The sequence below is a fragment of the Arthrobacter sp. SPG23 genome, assembly GCF_000876655.1.
GTDB lineage: Bacteria > Actinomycetota > Actinomycetes > Actinomycetales > Micrococcaceae > Arthrobacter.
In genome coordinates this window covers 21,839-37,552 of record NZ_JYCN01000018.1, presented here as the reverse complement: position 1 = coordinate 37,552, position 15,714 = coordinate 21,839, and the positions used below count along the sequence as shown (strand labels likewise).

The 15,714-nt window shown below is 65.6% G+C and carries 14 protein-coding genes; 6 read left to right on the top strand and 8 right to left on the bottom strand.

What is annotated here, in order from left to right; all coding sequences use genetic code 11:
* Positions 1-51 precede the first annotated feature (51 nt).
* Together TV39_RS10940 and TV39_RS10935 are read left to right on the top strand one after the other, a co-directional pair.
* Entirely contained in the window at positions 52-1,503 is a 1,452-nt protein-coding gene (locus tag TV39_RS10940; RefSeq protein ID WP_043481571.1) for an SDR family NAD(P)-dependent oxidoreductase, read from the top strand.
* Between the two features lie 96 nt (positions 1,504-1,599).
* A complete protein-coding gene (locus tag TV39_RS10935; RefSeq protein ID WP_043481570.1) occupies positions 1,600-2,064 on the top strand; it encodes a pyridoxamine 5'-phosphate oxidase family protein in 465 nt (154 codons plus the stop codon).
* 19 nt (positions 2,065-2,083) lie between these two features.
* Here TV39_RS10935 and TV39_RS10930 read toward each other — a convergent pair whose 3' ends face one another.
* Positions 2,084-2,527, bottom strand: a complete 444-nt coding sequence (locus tag TV39_RS10930) for a universal stress protein (protein ID WP_043481568.1) — start codon at positions 2,525-2,527, stop codon at positions 2,084-2,086.
* A gap of 270 nt (positions 2,528-2,797) precedes the next feature.
* Between TV39_RS10930 and TV39_RS10925 the strand changes: the two genes are divergently transcribed.
* Positions 2,798-3,559, top strand: a complete 762-nt coding sequence (locus tag TV39_RS10925; RefSeq protein WP_043481566.1) for a response regulator — start codon at positions 2,798-2,800, stop codon at positions 3,557-3,559.
* Here the strand turns inward: TV39_RS10925 and TV39_RS10920 are convergent.
* Positions 3,556-5,253 carry a GAF domain-containing sensor histidine kinase gene (locus TV39_RS10920; protein WP_043481565.1) on the bottom strand — a complete coding sequence of 566 codons (1,698 nt, stop codon included), beginning with the start codon at positions 5,251-5,253 and terminating at the stop codon, positions 3,556-3,558. The genes TV39_RS10925 and TV39_RS10920 overlap by 4 nt on opposite strands.
* A gap of 157 nt (positions 5,254-5,410) precedes the next feature.
* Here TV39_RS10920 and TV39_RS10915 point away from each other — a divergent pair, with 157 nt between their 5' ends.
* Entirely contained in the window at positions 5,411-5,896 is a 486-nt protein-coding gene (locus tag TV39_RS10915; RefSeq protein WP_043481563.1) for a pyridoxamine 5'-phosphate oxidase family protein, read from the top strand.
* 10 nt (positions 5,897-5,906) lie between these two features.
* On the opposite strand, the gene TV39_RS10910 is transcribed toward TV39_RS10915, so the two are convergent.
* The 3 genes from TV39_RS10910 to TV39_RS10900 all read right to left on the bottom strand — a co-directional run bounded on the left by TV39_RS10910 (position 5,907) and on the right by TV39_RS10900 (position 9,319).
* Entirely contained in the window at positions 5,907-6,758 is an 852-nt protein-coding gene (locus TV39_RS10910; RefSeq protein WP_043481562.1) for a transglutaminase family protein, read from the bottom strand.
* On the bottom strand, positions 6,755-7,681 hold the full coding sequence (locus TV39_RS10905) for an alpha-E domain-containing protein (RefSeq protein ID WP_043481560.1): 927 nt from the start codon (positions 7,679-7,681) through the stop codon (positions 6,755-6,757). The genes TV39_RS10910 and TV39_RS10905 overlap by 4 nt, the downstream gene beginning before the upstream one ends.
* Positions 7,682-7,762: 81 nt before the next feature.
* Positions 7,763-9,319, bottom strand: a complete 1,557-nt coding sequence (locus TV39_RS10900; RefSeq protein WP_043482186.1) for a circularly permuted type 2 ATP-grasp protein — start codon at positions 9,317-9,319, stop codon at positions 7,763-7,765.
* Between the two features lie 114 nt (positions 9,320-9,433).
* Here TV39_RS10900 and TV39_RS10895 point away from each other — a divergent pair, with 114 nt between their 5' ends.
* Together TV39_RS10895 and pepN are read left to right on the top strand one after the other, a co-directional pair.
* A complete protein-coding gene (locus TV39_RS10895) occupies positions 9,434-10,564 on the top strand; it encodes a YeiH family protein (RefSeq protein WP_442853492.1) in 1,131 nt (376 codons plus the stop codon).
* Positions 10,565-10,654: 90 nt separating this feature from the next.
* Entirely contained in the window at positions 10,655-13,273 is a 2,619-nt protein-coding gene (gene pepN, locus TV39_RS10890) for an aminopeptidase N (RefSeq protein WP_043482182.1), read from the top strand.
* Positions 13,274-13,296: 23 nt separating this feature from the next.
* Here the strand turns inward: pepN and TV39_RS10885 are convergent, their stop codons facing one another.
* From TV39_RS10885 to TV39_RS10875, 3 genes are all read right to left on the bottom strand, one after another.
* Positions 13,297-14,406, bottom strand: coding sequence for a lipoate--protein ligase family protein (locus tag TV39_RS10885; protein WP_043481558.1), 1,110 nt, complete (start codon positions 14,404-14,406; stop codon positions 13,297-13,299).
* Between the two features lie 96 nt (positions 14,407-14,502).
* Entirely contained in the window at positions 14,503-14,760 is a 258-nt protein-coding gene (locus TV39_RS10880) for a type B 50S ribosomal protein L31 (protein ID WP_028267311.1), read from the bottom strand.
* 128 nt (positions 14,761-14,888) lie between these two features.
* Positions 14,889-15,698, bottom strand: coding sequence for a TrmH family RNA methyltransferase (locus TV39_RS10875; RefSeq protein WP_043481554.1), 810 nt, complete (start codon positions 15,696-15,698; stop codon positions 14,889-14,891).
* Positions 15,699-15,714 lie beyond the last annotated feature (16 nt).

The window sequence follows — 15,714 nt, the reverse complement described above, 5'->3', positions numbered from 1 at the left end:
CGCTGAACCCTGAGGCAGGCCGAAGGTTTCCCAGGCTGTAAAATTGGACCAATGAACACCCCCGATTTGACGCCTGAGGAGATCCAGGCCTGCCTCAAGGTCCTCAACACCATCCATGCCTACGACGAGGAGCACCCGGACTACGTCTCGGTTCGCCGCGCCACCGGCAAGATGTTTAAGGCTGTCAAACGCCACCGCAGGGTCACCAAGCGCGACCTGATCGCCGAATCCGACCGCGCAGTGATCGCCCAGACGGCCACGGCAGCGCCCGACCGGATCGATGACGAAACCCGCGGGAACAAGCTGGAGCCCTCTGCCACGGGCAAGGTGGCCGGGCACCTCATCAGGTCCCGCCCGTGCTATATCTGCAAGAACCATTACACCCAGGTTGATGCCTTCTATCATCAGCTGTGCCCCGAGTGCGCCGCGTTCAGCCACAGCAAGCGCGACGCCCGCACGGACCTCACCGGCCGCCGCGCGCTGCTCACGGGCGGACGCGCAAAGATCGGCATGTACATCGCCCTGCGGCTGCTCCGGGACGGCGCCCACACCACCATCACCACTCGGTTCCCGAAGGATGCGGCGCGTCGCTTCGCGGCCATGGAGGACAGCGGTGACTGGCTCCACCGGCTGCGGATTGTGGGCATCGACCTTCGGGATCCCTCCCAGGTGATGGCCCTGACCGATTCGCTCGACGCGGCGGGCCCGCTGGACATCATCATCAACAACGCGGCCCAGACTGTCCGCCGGTCAGGCAACGCCTACAAGCCCCTGGTCGATGCGGAGGACGAGCCGCTGCCTGCAGCCCTCGAGGCTGCCAACGGCGGACCGGAACTGGTGACCTTCGGCCACGCCCATGACAAGCACCCGTTGGCCCTCGCCAGCAGCGTGATGGACCACCCGGTCCTGGCCGGCGACGCCATCACATCCCTGGCCCTTTCCACGGGTTCCGCTTCGCTGGAACGGATAGCCTCCGGCACGGCCATCGACGCCGGTGGACTTGTTCCGGACCTGGCCACTATCAACAGCTGGACCCAGGTGGTGGACGAGGTGGACCCCCTGGAAATGCTGGAAGTGCAGCTCTGCAACGTGACTGCGCCCTTCCTGCTGGTGAGCCGCCTGCGTAGCGCCATGAAACGCTCCACCGCGCACCGGAAGTACATCGTGAACGTTTCCGCCATGGAAGGGCAGTTCTCGCGCGCGTACAAGGGCCCTGGGCACCCCCACACCAACATGGCCAAAGCGGCGCTGAACATGATGACCCGCACCAGCGCACAGGAAATGCTGGATTCGGACGGAATCCTTATGACCGCGGTGGATACCGGCTGGATTACGGATGAGCGGCCCCATTTCACCAAGGTACGGCTCATGGAGGAAGGCTTCCACGCGCCGCTGGACCTCGTGGACGGCGCAGCCAGGGTCTACGATCCAATCGTCATGGGCGAAAACGGCGAAGACCAGTACGGCGTCTTCCTCAAGGACTACAAGCCGAGCCCCTGGTAGCCGGCGCTTCCCGGCCGTTAGCAGACGCTGCCGGGGTGTCGCTAGGGGCCCTATGGCCCTAATGGGCATGCCGGAGGGACCGTAACGTGGGTTTACATGAACACCATGACGCCGCCCGAGGGCCAGCTGTCCATTGACCAGTGCTGGGTTATGCTCGACACCGAGGTGGTCGGGAGGATCGCGCTCATTGTTGATGGCCACCCGGAAATCTTCCCGGTAAATTTCGTGCTCCAGCGCCGCACTGTCGTCTTCCGGACGGCCGGAGGAACCAAGCTGTGGGCAGCCATGACGGCCAAGCCCGTGGCTTTCGAAATCGACGGCTATGACGCCCATGAAGAGATGGCCTGGAGCGTGGTTGCCCGCGGCGAAGCCGAACTCATCGAAACCCAGGATGAGAAGGACGAAGTGGACGCCCTGTTCCTGGAGCCGTGGCAGCCAGGTGACAAGGACTACTACGTTCGGCTGGCGCCCAAAGCACTCACTGGCCGACGGTTCAAGGTCAAGAAGCCGGATATGTGGAACACCCGGCTGTCCGATCCCCGGCGCGCCGCGTTCGAGTAGCCCCCTTCGCTACGGACCATCAGCGCTTTTCGGGAGTGTGCACAACCAGTACCGGGCAGTGGGCGTGGGCTACGCAGGCAGAACTTACCGAGCCCAGCAACAGGCCTCCAAAGCCACCGTGGCCCCGCCTTCCGACCACGAGCATGTCGGCGTCCCGGCTGGCGTCAATGAGGGTATGCCTCGGATGCCCCTGGACGAGCTTGGTCTCGACGTTCGGCGGTGTTTCCGTCCCGAATGCCTTGGCTACTGTTTCCTGGAGGATCTCCCCGGCACGCACGTCGAAGTCGTTGATTCCCATGGCCACGTAGCCGTCGTACACGGGCGGGTAGTCCCAGCACGCCAGTGCAACGAGATGTGCATCAAGTTTGTCGGCGAGGCCCTGTCCCTGCTTCAGGGCTTCCACCGAGGCTTCTGAACCGTCGACTCCAACAATGATCGTAGGGACGTCCTTGGCCTCATTCATGTCTTCCCCTTTCGAGGGCGGCTTTCGCGGGAGGACCCCGGCGGGCAGGCAGGTGTCCTTCAAGGATGTGTGCCACGACCCGCAGTTGCTAGGGCCTAAAGTCATGGCCGCGGCGGGTCCAAGGACCCTTGTTGCAGGTGACAACGTCAACGAGAATTGCAGAGCCGGATGACGGAAACCGGGTCCGGACAGAGATAATGGGATCTGCACCGCACCGGCAAGCCGGTTGCGGACCGATTATGGCAGCTCCGGCCGCCGGACAGGAGGACCATGATTCCTCGGGCAGACCAAGGTCCCTCTACGCAGGACATACACACTGACCTCATCCGTGTGTTCATTCTCGACGATCACGAACTGGTCAGGCGGGGCCTCCAGGAACTTCTGGAAGGCGAGGGTTTCCAGGTAGTGGGCAGCTCGGGTTCCGCTGTCGAGGCAACGCGGCGCATTCCTGCACTGCATCCTGATGTCAGCGTGCTCGATGCCCGGCTTCCGGACGGGACGGGCATAGAAGTGTGCCGCGACGTCCGGTCCGTGGACCCCAACCTGAATTGCCTCATCCTGACGAGCTTCGACGATGAGCAGGCCCTTCGCGGTGCTGTCCTCGCCGGCGCCCGCGGATACGTCCTGAAGGAGATCGGCGGCACCGACCTCATCGGGGCACTGCGCCGAGCGGCTGCCGGTGAGTCACTGTTCGACGACAGCGTGGCGGCGAGCATCGTGGAAAGCCTCGTCGCACCCCAGCAGGTGGACCCGCGGATTGCCGGCCTCACCCCCCAGGAAAGGCGCGTTCTTGAGCTGGTGGGCGGCGGCCTCACCAACCGCCAGATTGCCGCGGAAATGTTCCTGGCGGAGAAGACCGTCAAGAACTACGTGTCCTCGCTGCTGGCAAAACTGGGCTTCGAGCGGCGCACGCAGGCCGCTGTGTATATTGCCAACAACTCCGTCCCGGCGCCGTCAGCTTCCGGGCACCCCGGCGGGGCCCATTCAGCCGCTGCCCACGCCGGCAACGACGCCGACGGGCACCGGCGCTAAAGCGGAACCGACCACTCCAGGCTGGTTCCAGTGTCCGGGGCCCCGGTGACGGTGCAGGTGCCGTGCAGCATCCTGGCACGCTCCTCCATGTTGTTCAGTCCGTTTCGCTTGACCGAATCCTTGAAGCCGCTGCCGTTATCGGTCACCAGGACGGTCATCCTACCGTCCAGGGCGGAGACGGAAACCTCGATCGAATCAGCTCCCGAATGGCGGATGGCGTTGCTCAGCCCTTCGGACACAACGGCCACCACATGGTCGGCCTTGTCCGGGAGGACGGAATCAATCGGCCCTTCCAGGTTTAGCCCCGGTGCGAAGGGCATGGACTTGGCGGCACTCCGCGTCACATTGCGAAGCCGGCCGCTCAGCAGTTCGGCATCGCCTTTGCCGGTCCTGAGCGAGTAGATAGTGTCGCGGAGGCTGCGGATGGCTTCGTCCAGTTCCCCGGTGATGGCACGAATGCGTTCCAGCGCCAGATCTTCCTTCGTGAATCGGTTAAGGCTCTGGACGCTCAGGCCAGCGGCGAAGAGCCGCTGGATCACGAGGTCATGGAGGTCGCGTGCAATCCGGTCCCGGTCGGTGAAGACCAGCAGTTCTTCCCGCAACCGGTGGACCCGTGCCAGTTCAAGTGCCAACGCCACATGGGAGCCGAAAACAGCGCCCATCTCCACGTCCGTCCGGCCGAAAGGGCCGGCCGCGGCATCCCTGACGAGGAGGAGCAGTCCGTGATGGGCGCCCTGGGTGCTGAGCGCCACCGCCAGGAGCGGACCGGCCACTGTTCCCTCCAGCACTCCCAGCACGTCTGCGGCATTGTCCATGAGCACCGGCTCGCCGCCGGCAAGCACCCCCCGGAGCGCTTCGGAATCCAGGCAAAGAGGCAACCCGGCGAACAAATCCGCATCTTCGCCGTCGGCCCCCGCCACCACGTGGCCGACCTCGTCCGCCGAGGGTTCCACGATCAGGGCCAGCCGGGACCCGGACTCCCGCAGCGCCCGGCCGGCAATGGGTCCAAGGCCTGCCGACGACGCCGGGTCGGTCCCCAGCATCAGCCCGGCGACATCCATGCAGGCCTCAAGCCATTGTGCCCGCCGCCGGGCGTCGTCATAGAGCCGGGCATTCTCGATGGCGACGCCGGCAGCGGCCGCGAGGGCGACGGCCAGCTCCTCGTCCTCGACCGTGAAGTCCCCGCCGCCCTCCTTTTCCGTCAGATACAGGTTGCCAAACACAACATCCCGCACCCGGACCGGAACTCCGAGGAAGGACTGCATGGGCGGATGGTGCGCGGGAAAGCCGTAGGCCTCGGGGTGGCTCCGCAGGTCGTGGAGCCGCAGCGGCTTCGGATCGGAGATCAACAATCCCAGGACGCCATGGCCCGTGGGGAGGGGGCCGATCCGCTTGGCCAGCTCGCCGTCAATCCCGACCGTGATGAAGTGGCTGAGGGCGCGGTCGTCACCGATGACGCCCAATGCCCCGTAGCGGGCGCGCAACAGCTGGCAGGCGGACTGGACGACGCGCTCCAGGACGGCATCGAGGCTCAAATCCTCCGCGACAGCCACGACGGCCTCAAGCAGGCCGCCCATGCGCTCCTGGAACTGGAGGAGTTCACCGGCCCGGGCGACGAAATCCTTAAGCAGGTCTTCAATCCTCGTGCCGCTGGCAGCCGTGTATCGTTCGGGACTGTCGCCATCGGCATGCATATCCACAACCCAACTCCTGACCGCGTACGGCCGCTCCGGCGGCGTGAGGCCAGAATACCGTTAAGCCTTTCATCGTGGGACGAAGCCTGCCGTTTTCTGCGTCATGGGGACCTTGGGCCCTAGCTTTCCGGAGGTTCCCTGGCTTAGGCTCGGCGTCATGAGCACTGATCCGAAACCCGGCGCTGACCACCCCCACGAGGTCGAAAACCTCGACAACCATGAATGCTGGCGTTTGCTGCGCAGCGTCTCAGTGGGCCGGCTGGCCGTGTGGGTCGAAGACCATCCGGACATTTTTCCCATCAATTACAAGGTGGACCACGGAACTCTGGTGTTCCGCACCGCGGACGGCACCAAGCTGCAGGCAGCCACCGGCGACACACCGGTCGCTGTGGAGGCTGACGGCGTGGACGCGGACACCGGTATCGCCTGGAGCGTCGTGATCAAGGGACAGGCAGCCCCGGTCAAGAACCAGCAGGAGGTTCTCGACACGGTGGGACTGCTGCTCTTCCCCTGGCAGGCCGGCAAGAAAGAGCACTTCGTCCGGATTACCCCGGATATCGTCACAGGCCGGCGTTTCAAGGTCACTCCCCCGTTGACTTGGTGGACGCCGCTGGACGACGCCACCCGGTCCGGCTACGAGTAGGCCTCCCGGCCTACGCCAGGCGGGTGATTTCCACGCTCACGTTGAGCGCGGAACCGCCGCCGCCTGACAGGATGCCCTTGAGAGGCGGCACGTCCCGGTAGTCGCGGCCGCGTGCCACGGTGACATGGAAGTCACCGGCCGGCTTGTGGTTGGTCGGGTCCCAGCTGCGCCATTCACCGTCCCACCATTCCAGCCACGCATGGGACTGACCGGCCACCGTTTCGCCGATGTCCGCCGTCGAACGCGGGTGGAGGTAACCGGAGACGTACCGTGCGGGAATGCCGCAGCTGCGGAGCGCCCCGACAGCGAGGTGCGCCAGGTCCTGGCATACCCCTTGGCGCTGGCCCCAGGCCTGCGCGGCATTGGTGGTAACCCCGGTGGAGCCCTTCATATAGGTCATCTCCCCGCGCATCCACTCGAAGATGGCCATGGCTGCCCCGTGCGGGTTCCTGCCCTCGACGATTCCCGGAATGATGCCGAGGACTTCGTCTCCGGGACCACTCAGCCGGGACTGCGGGATCCAGTCGCTGAACTGGTTGAGCGACTCGGGCGCCTGCAAAACGTCCCAGGACACGATGTCGCCCTCGGCCGGAACACGCTCCACACGGTGGACTTCCACCGTGGTGGTGGCGACCACCTCGAGGTACTCGTGCGGCATCTGCATGTCGAAGGCAGTAACACGCGTACCCCAGTAGTCGCGGTAGCTGCTGACAGCGGCCTGCGACGGCGCAACCTTCATGGACGATTCCAGCACCACCTGCTGCGGATCCGTCAGCGGGGTCATGCGGGCTTCGTTGTACGAGAGCGTTACGCGCTTGTTGTACTTGTAGCCGGTCTTGTGGATGATACTCAGCCGGGTCATGAAACTTCTCCCACCCAGGCCAGTTCGTCCGCCTGATTGAAGTACTTACGGGAAATTGCGTCGGAAGCCTGCGACACAGCCTTCTGGACGCGCTCCATGTGCTCCGGCAGTTCAGACATGAGGTCGTCCGTGCGGTGGAACTCCAGGAAAGTGCGGGCCTGTCCCACAATCCGGCGTGCGTCGTTAATGAACCCGACACGCTGCGCGGACGGGTCAAGCTTCGCCAGGCACTCGTCCGCGTCCCGCAGGGCGTAGACGATGGATCGCGGGAACAGCCGGTCCAGCAGCAGGAATTCGGCGGCATGCTGGTCGCCGAAAGCAGCCCGGCGGGTCCGGAGGAAGGACTCGTAGGCGCCGGCGCAACGGAGCATGTTCACCCAGGACATGCCGGCGGAGAGCACGTCGCGGGTGGAGAGCATGCGGGCCGTCATGTCGGCGCGCTCCAGGGAGCGCCCCAGGGCGAGGAACAGCCAGCTGTCATCGTGGCTGACGGTGGTGTCCGCCAGGCCGCTCACCATGGCCGTGCGTTCCAGCACCCAGTGGCAGAACCGGTAGGTGCCCACTACGTCCTTGCGATGCTGGTTCAGGCCGTAGTACGTCGTGTTCAGGCTTTCCCACAGCCCGGAGGAAACCGTTTCGCGGGCACGGCGGGCGTTTTCGCGGGCAGCACCGAGCGAACCGGCGATCGACGTGGCGCTCTGTTTGTCGTAGGCGAGGGCGTGCAGCAGCTCCTCGAGGCCGAACTCGTCACTCTCGGGCCGGGCTCCCATGACCGCCAGGAGTTCCCGGGCCACTTTGTCCCGCTCCTCCGTGGGCAGGTGGTTGAGCCGCTCAAGGTGGACATCCAGGATGCGGGCGGTGCCATCCGCCCGCTCCACATAGCGGCCGATCCAGAATAGGGACTCGGCAATACGGCTAAGCATTTACGGCTACCTCCTGCGGGTCCGAAATCTGCATGAACAAAGATGGAAAAACTGATGCGGGCTGCACCGGCGGGCGGCGGCTCACTGCTGCTGCTCCGTCTGGCGGTCGCGCCAGTTGCTTTCGACCGGCCACACCGAAACCCGCTCCCGGACGGTAATGGACGGCCGTGGCAGGGCTTCGACCGGAACCTCCGGGGAGTCAGAGAGCACCCAGGTGTCCTTGGAACCGCCGCCCTGGCTGGAGTTGACGATCAGCGAGCCCTCCTTGAGGGCCACGCGGGTCAGCCCGCCGGGAAGCACCCAGACGTCGTCGCCGTCGTTGACGGCAAAGGGCCGCAGGTCAACGTGCCGAGGGCCAAACTTATCACCGCTGAGGGTGGGAACCGTAGACAGCTGCAGGACGGGCTGGGCAATCCAGCCGCGGGGATCGGCGATGACGCGCTTGCGCAACGCTTCGAGTTCGTCCTTGGACGCGTCGGGTCCGATGACCAGGCCCTTGCCGCCGGAGCCGTCCACCGGCTTGACCACCAGCTCATCCAGCCTGTCCAGGACGTGCTCCCGCGCTTCCTTCTCCTCCAACCGGAAGGTGTCCACGTTGGCGATGACCGGCTCTTCGTTGAGGTAGTAGCGGATGAGGTCCGGCACGTAGCTGTAGACGAGCTTGTCGTCAGCGACACCGTTGCCCACGGCATTGGCGATGGTCACGCCGCCGGCGCGGGCCGCATTCACCAGGCCGGGGCAGCCCAGCATGGAGTCGGCGCGGAACTGCAGCGGATCGAGGAAGTCGTCGTCGATGCGCTTGTAGATGACGTCTACGCGCTGTTCGCCGGCGGTGGTCCGCATGTACACCCTGTTGCCGCGGCAGATGAGGTCCCGGCCCTCCACGAGTTCCACGCCCATGAGCCCCGCCAGCAGCGTGTGCTCGAAGTATGCGCTGTTGAACACGCCGGGGGTAAGGACCACCACCGTGGGGTCGTCGACGCCGGACGGCGCCGTCTTGCGCAGCGCGGAAAGCAAGCGGCGCGGGTACTCCTCCACCGGCCGGATCAGCTGCTGGCCGAATGCTTCAGGCAGGCCCTTGGCCATGGCCCGGCGGTTTTCCAGCACGTAGCTGACGCCGGACGGTACACGGACGTTGTCTTCGAGCACCCGGAAGGTTCCCGCAGCGTCACGGACGACGTCGATGCCGGAGATGTGGACGCGGACGCCGCCGGCCGGCTCGAAGCCGTGGACCTGGCGGTGGAAGTGCGCGCTGGTGGTGACGAGCTGGCGAGGAATGACGCCGTCAGCCACCACTGTCATCTTGTCGTAGACATCGTTAAGGAACGCTTCAAGGGCGCGGACCCGCTGGGCCACACCCTTCTCCAGGACGGTCCATTCGTCAGCGGGGATCACGCGGGGGACGATATCCAGCGGAAACGGGCGTTCCTCCCCTGCGAAGTCGAACGTGACACCGCGGTCCAGGAAGGTGCGGGCCATTGAATCGGCCCGGGCGGTGACATCGGTGAGGGAAAGCTCGCGGAGAGCCCCGGCGACCTGCCCGTAGGACTTCCTGGCTTGTTGGCCGGAGGTGAACATCTCGTCGTAGGCGCCGGTGCGGCCGGCGGCCTCGGAGTAATCCTGGAATAGGTCAGACATGGTCATTAGCCAACCACCTTTTTGTTTCGAATTCATTACTGATGCCCATTGTGGCGTGTTGGAGCCACCCACTCCGGTTCGTGTTTTTCCGCACTGTTCCGGCAAAGTATGTGAGTGCCCTTGCCCAGATTCCCCGCCGCCCCCCAAGGACGGATCTCCGCACGGATCCCACCCCTCGTGCCGGGGCTGCTCACTGCCGTTCTCGCCGTCGGGGTGGCCTTTACCGTACACGCAATGGTGCCGGTCCTGCCTGCCATGACCGTCGCCGTCGTACTGGGCCTGCTCGCCGCGAACCTTCCGGGCACGGGAACATGGGCGGCAGGGCGGGCGCGCCCCGGGCTCGACTTTGCCGGCAAGCACCTGATGAGGGCCGGCATCGTGTTCCTGGGACTGAAAGTCAGCGTCATGGATGTCCTCGGCCTCGGCTGGCAGTCGCTGCTGCTCATCACCGGCGTTGTTCTGGCAAGCTTCGCCGGAACCTACGGGATATCGCGGCTGTTCCGCCTGCCTCGCGATGCATCCCTGCTCATCGCCACCGGTTTCTCGATCTGCGGCGCCTCCGCCATCGGTGCGATGGCGGCGGTCCGCAGGATCCGCCACGTTGACACCGTCCTGCCGGTAGCGCTGGTCACCCTGTGCGGCACGCTGGCCATCGGCGTCATGCCGCTCCTGCTGCACCCCTTGCAGCTCACTCCTGAGGTGTTCGGCGCCTGGACCGGGGCGTCGGTGCACGACGTCGGCCAGGTGGTGGCCACCGCGCAGACCGCAGGAACCGGCGCCTTGGCGATCGCCGTCGTCGTCAAGCTGACCCGGGTGATCCTCCTGGCCCCGATCGTGGCGGCCGGGGGCGTCCACCAGAGGGCGGCCATGGGCCGCGCCGCGAACGGGTCCGCCCGGAGTATGGCTGGGCGGAACGGAGCCGGGCGCACTCAGGCCGCCGGGCCGGAATCCGAAACCGACGGCGCCGAGGTCCGGCTGCCGCCGATCGTTCCACTGTTCGTCATCGGTTTCGTGGCCATGGTGGGTTTGCGCTCCACAGGGTGGCTGTCCCCCGGCTGGCTGGAGGCAGCGGCCGCCCTGCAGGAACTGCTGCTGGGCACGGCGCTCTTCGGCCTCGGCTCCGCGGTCCGGGTGCAAACCCTGCTGCATACCGGCGGCCGGGCACTGCTGGCAGCCCTCGCGGCATGGCTGCTCATCGCCGCGCTGGGCCTCGGGGCCGCAGTGCTCATCATGCAGCCGCACTGATCGTTCAACGGCTTCGTCAGGTGAAGGCTTCGTCAGCGTCCCCGCTCAGCCTCGGGGATGGTCCGGCCGGGCCCATGATTCAATAGCTTGGTGTCGAATGAGAACCTGCAACGCGATGAAGCGGCAACCCGCTCAGCCCTGATCACCACCCACAGCTATGACGTTTCCCTGGACGTCCGCCAGGCGCAGGACCCGGAGGAGACGGGCTATACGAGCCGCAGCGTCATCACCTTCTCGGCCCGGGAACCCGGCGGATCCACGTTCCTGGACTTCATCAGCAGCGACGTGCACAGTGTCTTCCTGAACGGAAAAGGGCTTTCCGTCGCCGACGTCGTGGACGGATCCCGCATCCGGCTGGACAACCTGCAGGCCGAAAACCAGGTGACCGTCACCGGAACAGCGCTGTACAGCACCTCCGGCGAGGGCATGCACCGCTTCTTCGACCCCGCGGACGGCCAGTGCTACCTTTACACCCAGTACGAACCCGCCGATGCGCGGCGGGTGTTCGCAAACTTTGAACAACCGGACCTCAAAGCGGAATTTACCTTCCACGTGATGGCTCCGTCCGACTGGCAGGTGGCCTCCAACGGCGCCGAGGCCGGCCGCACGCAGCTGACGAGCGACCCCGCCACCAGCCGCTGGGACTTCGCGCCGACGCCGCGGATGTCCACCTACATCACCACCGTGCTGGCCGGCCCCTACTTCAAGGCTTTGGACCACTGGAGCGGAACACTGGAGGACGGCACCGCACTGGAAGTCCCGCTGGCCCTGTACTGCCGCAAGTCCATGGCCGGGTCCTTCGACACCGGGCACCTGTTCCAGCTCACCAAGAAGGGGCTCGGCTTCTTCAACAACCTTTTTGACTACCCGTACCCCTGGGGCAAATACGACCAGGCCTTCGTGCCCGAGTACAACCTCGGGGCCATGGAGAACCCGGGGCTGGTCACCTTCACCGAAAACTACGTTTTTACGTCCCGCGCGGCCGATTCCCAGTACCAGGGCCGGGCCAACACCCTCATGCACGAAATGGCGCACATGTGGTTCGGCGACCTCGTGACCATGAAATGGTGGAACGATCTGTGGCTCAAGGAGTCCCTTGCCGACTACATGGGCACCCTGGCCGTGGACCGCGCCACGGACTGGGATACGGCGTGGGTGAACTTCGCCAACAACCGCAAGGCCTGGGCCTACGTCCAGGACCAGCTGCCCACCACCCACCCCATCGTGGCCGACATTCCCGACCTCGAGGCCGCCAAGCAGAACTTTGACGGCATCACGTACGCCAAGGGCGCATCCGTGCTCAAGCAACTCGTGGCCTACGTCGGCTTCGAGGCATTCATCGCCGGCTCCCGCCGGTACTTCCGCGAGCACGAGTACGGCAACACCACGCTGGCGGACCTGCTGGCGGCCCTGGGTGAGGCGTCCGGCCGGGACCTGGCATCATGGGCGCGCCAGTGGCTGCAGACCTCGGGGATCTCAACCGTCTCTGCCACCATCGAAGAGCACGACGGCGTGCTGGGCTCAGTGACCCTCGTCCAGGATGCGGTGGACCCCGCCACGGGACGCCAGGAACTGCGCCCGCACCGGCTGCGCATCGGTCTCTACGACTTCGACGCGGAGGGCCTGCTGGTCCGCGTGGACAGCGTGGAAACAGACCTGACGGGCCAGGGCACGGTGGTGGCTGAACTGGAGGGCAAACCACGTCCGGCGCTCCTTCTGGTCAACGATGACGACCTCAGTTACGTGAAGGTGCGTCTTGATCCCCGCTCCGAAGCGACCGCGCGCGCGTCCCTCGGCGCCCTGCAGGATCCGATGGCGCGGGCGCTGTGCTGGACTGCACTCTGGGATGCGGCACGCGACGGTGTGGCACCGGCGGACCGCTATGTAGCGGCAGTGGAAACCTTCGGCCCTGTTGAACAGGGAATCGGTGTCCTGCTGAACGTGCTGGGCAACGCCTCAACCGCGATCGACCGCTATGTCCCCGCTTCGGAACGGGCCACGGTCCGGGACGGTTTCCTTGACGTGGCGGCCCGGGAACTTGGCGCAGCCCGCCCCGGTTCGGACCACCAGCTGGCCTGGGCGAGGACCCTCGCCACCACCAGCCGGCAGGCAACAGGCCGCCTTGACCTCGTGAGGGGGATCCTGGACGGTACAACGGTGTTCGAAGGCCTTGCCGTCGACCCGGAGCTGCGCTGGAGCCTGTGGCAGGCCCTGGCGGCCAACGGGCAGGCAACGGAGGCCGAACTCGATGCTGAACTTGCCCGCGACACCACGGCTTCCGGCCGCGCCGGCCATGCCACGGCACTCGCAGCCCGTCCGGATGCCGCCGTCAAAGCCGCTGCCTGGGAGGCCGCCGTCAAAGGCACTGCGCTCTCCAACCAGCTGCTGAGCGCCACGATCGCAGGCTTCAACACCGCACCTGACGGCCTGCTGGAGCCGTTCGTGGAACCGTATTTCGAATGCCTGGAAGACGTTTGGGCTGAGCGCAGCATCGAGATCGCCAGCCGGATTGTCCGCGGGCTTTACCCCGCAGGGCAGGACCTGGACGGCGGCAGTCCGGACACGAATGCCGTGATTGTCCTGACAGACGGCTGGCTCGAGGGGCACCCGGAGGCCCCGCGGGCACTGCGCCGCATCATCGTCGAGCAGCGGAGCCACCTGCACCGAGCCCTTTCGGCCCAGGCGGCTGCGCTGCGGCAGGCCTCCTAGTCCTTCCGGACCCGGGGGATCTGCTAAGGGACCCGGTGCAGCCACTCCTCGGTGCCGAACTTGGCCGCCACTCGATCATGCGCGGCGGCAAGTTCGGCGTCCGTCAGGACTGACGGTGTGGCCCCGTACCGGCCGCTGAAGACATCCATCATGGCCTGAACGATGTCCGCCCGGGGCAGGCCGGTCTGGCGGCGCAGGGGGTCCACCCGCTTCTTGGCGCTGGTGGTGCCTTTGTCCGAGAGCTTTTCCTTGCCGATCCGCAACACCTCCACCATCTTGTCGGCGTCGATGTCGTAGCTCATGGTGACGTGGTGCAGCATGCCGCCGTTCGCGAGGCGTTTCTGGGCCGCACCGCCGATTTTGCCCTGCTCCGTGGCGATGTCGTTGAGGGGCACATAGAAGGCGCTGATTCCCAGTTTTTCCAGCGCAGCCATCACCCACGCGTCCAGGAACGCGTAGGAATCGGCAAAGCTGATGCCGTCCACGAGGGTCTGCGGCAGGTACAGCGAATAAGTGATGCAGTTGCCCGCTTCCATGAACATCGCTCCCCCGCCGCTGATCCGGCGGACCACGCTGATGCCGTGCCGTGCCACGCCCTCGGGATGGACCTCATTGCGGACCGACTGGAAGCTGCCGATCACCACGGACGGCTCCTCCCAGTCCCAGAACCGGAGGGTGGGATTCCGCCGCCCCGCCCCGACTTCCTCGGTGAGCACCTCGTCCAGGGCGACATTGACATGCGTCGGCAGCACTGACGGGGCGATCACATTCCAGTGGTGGTCAGCCCAGCCGGTCGCCTTCGCCAGCGCCCGGCGGACGGCGATGGAGACGGCATCGGCGGAGAAACCAAAAAGGACCGCGTCCTCGGGCAGGGCCGCGGTGACAGCCGTGGAGATATCTGCGGCTGCGGCTGTTTCCGGAAGGCCGGTCAGGGCGCGGTTGATGTCCAGCAGCGCTTCGTCGGGTTCCAGGAAGAAGTCACCACTGAGGGAAACATGCGCGAAGTGCCCGCCGACGACGTCGAAATCCACCACAACGAGCTTGCCGCCGGGCACCTTGTACTCACCGTGGCGCCGGCCGCCGTCGTCGTGCATGCCGTCCGCCGGACGGCTCTCAACAGGAGGAAATGTCATGCATCCCATCCTGCCCCACCGTGCAGGTGACCGGAAACGCAAAAGCCCGCACCGTTGCCGGTGCGGGCTTTTCCAATTGACCTTGGGAGAAGAATGTTACTTCTTGCCGCCGAAGCCCTTGAAGCGAGCGTTGAAGCGCTCGACGCGGCCTGCGGAGTCCATGATGCGCTGCTTGCCCGTGTAGAACGGGTGGGACTCGGAGGAGATTTCGACGTCGATGACCGGGTAGGTGTTTCCGTCTTCCCACTCGATAGTCTTCTTGGAAGACACGGTGGACTTGGTCAGGAACTTGACGCCGGAAGCCAGGTCGTTGAATACAACAGCTTCGTACTTCGGGTGGATATCAGACTTCATAATGGGACCTTCGTTCACGCAACTGGATTTTGCCAGTTGCCAGGTATGAATGGGATGCGGCCGAAACACCAGGTGTCCGGACCAACACTCAATCCTAGCCCAAACAGGGATTCGGCACGAATCAGGCGTCAGTCCTTCGGGCGCAGTTCCCAGAACGCGACGGCGGAAGCAGCCGCAACGTTGAGCGAGTCGACTCCGGCCCGCATGGGAATCTTGACGGCGAGGTCCACGGCGGAGAGCGTGTCCGGGCTCATGCCTGCCCCTTCCGTGCCGAGAACCAGCGCGAGCTTGTCCGGATTCCGTGCTGCGAGTTCGTCGAGGTCCACGGCGTCTCCGGTGAGCTCCAGGGCGGCCACCGTGAAACCCTGCTCCCGGAGGACGCCAAGATCACCCGGCCACGACTCCAGGCGGGCCCACGGAACCTGGAACACCGTGCCCATGCTCACGCGGACACTGCGCCGGTACAGGGGGTCGCCGCACCGGGGAGACACCAGCACGGCGTCCACGCCCAAAGCGGCCGCGGACCGGAAGATGGCACCCACATTCGTGTGGTCCACGATGTCCTCGAGGACAGCCACCCGGCGGGCACCGGCAAGCAGTTCGGGCAGCGGGACGGGCGACGGACGGTGCATGGCGGCCATGGCGCCGCGGTGCAGGTGGAATCCGGTGATGTCCTCCAGCAGGGCGGCGCTGCCTATGTACACCGGCACGTCCGGGAACCGGTCGAAGACGTCACTGAGGTCCTCAAGCCACTTCTCCGCAAGGAAGAAGGACCGCGGCCGGTGACCGGCCGCCAGGGCACGCCGGAGCACACGCGACGACTCCGCGATGTACATGCCCTCGGCGGGCTCCCGGAGCTTGCGAAGGTGTACGTCCGTTAGGCGCGTGTAGTCGGAAACACGCGGATCGTCAGCGGATTCAAGATAGTGGAAAGTCACTGGAAATCAATTCATC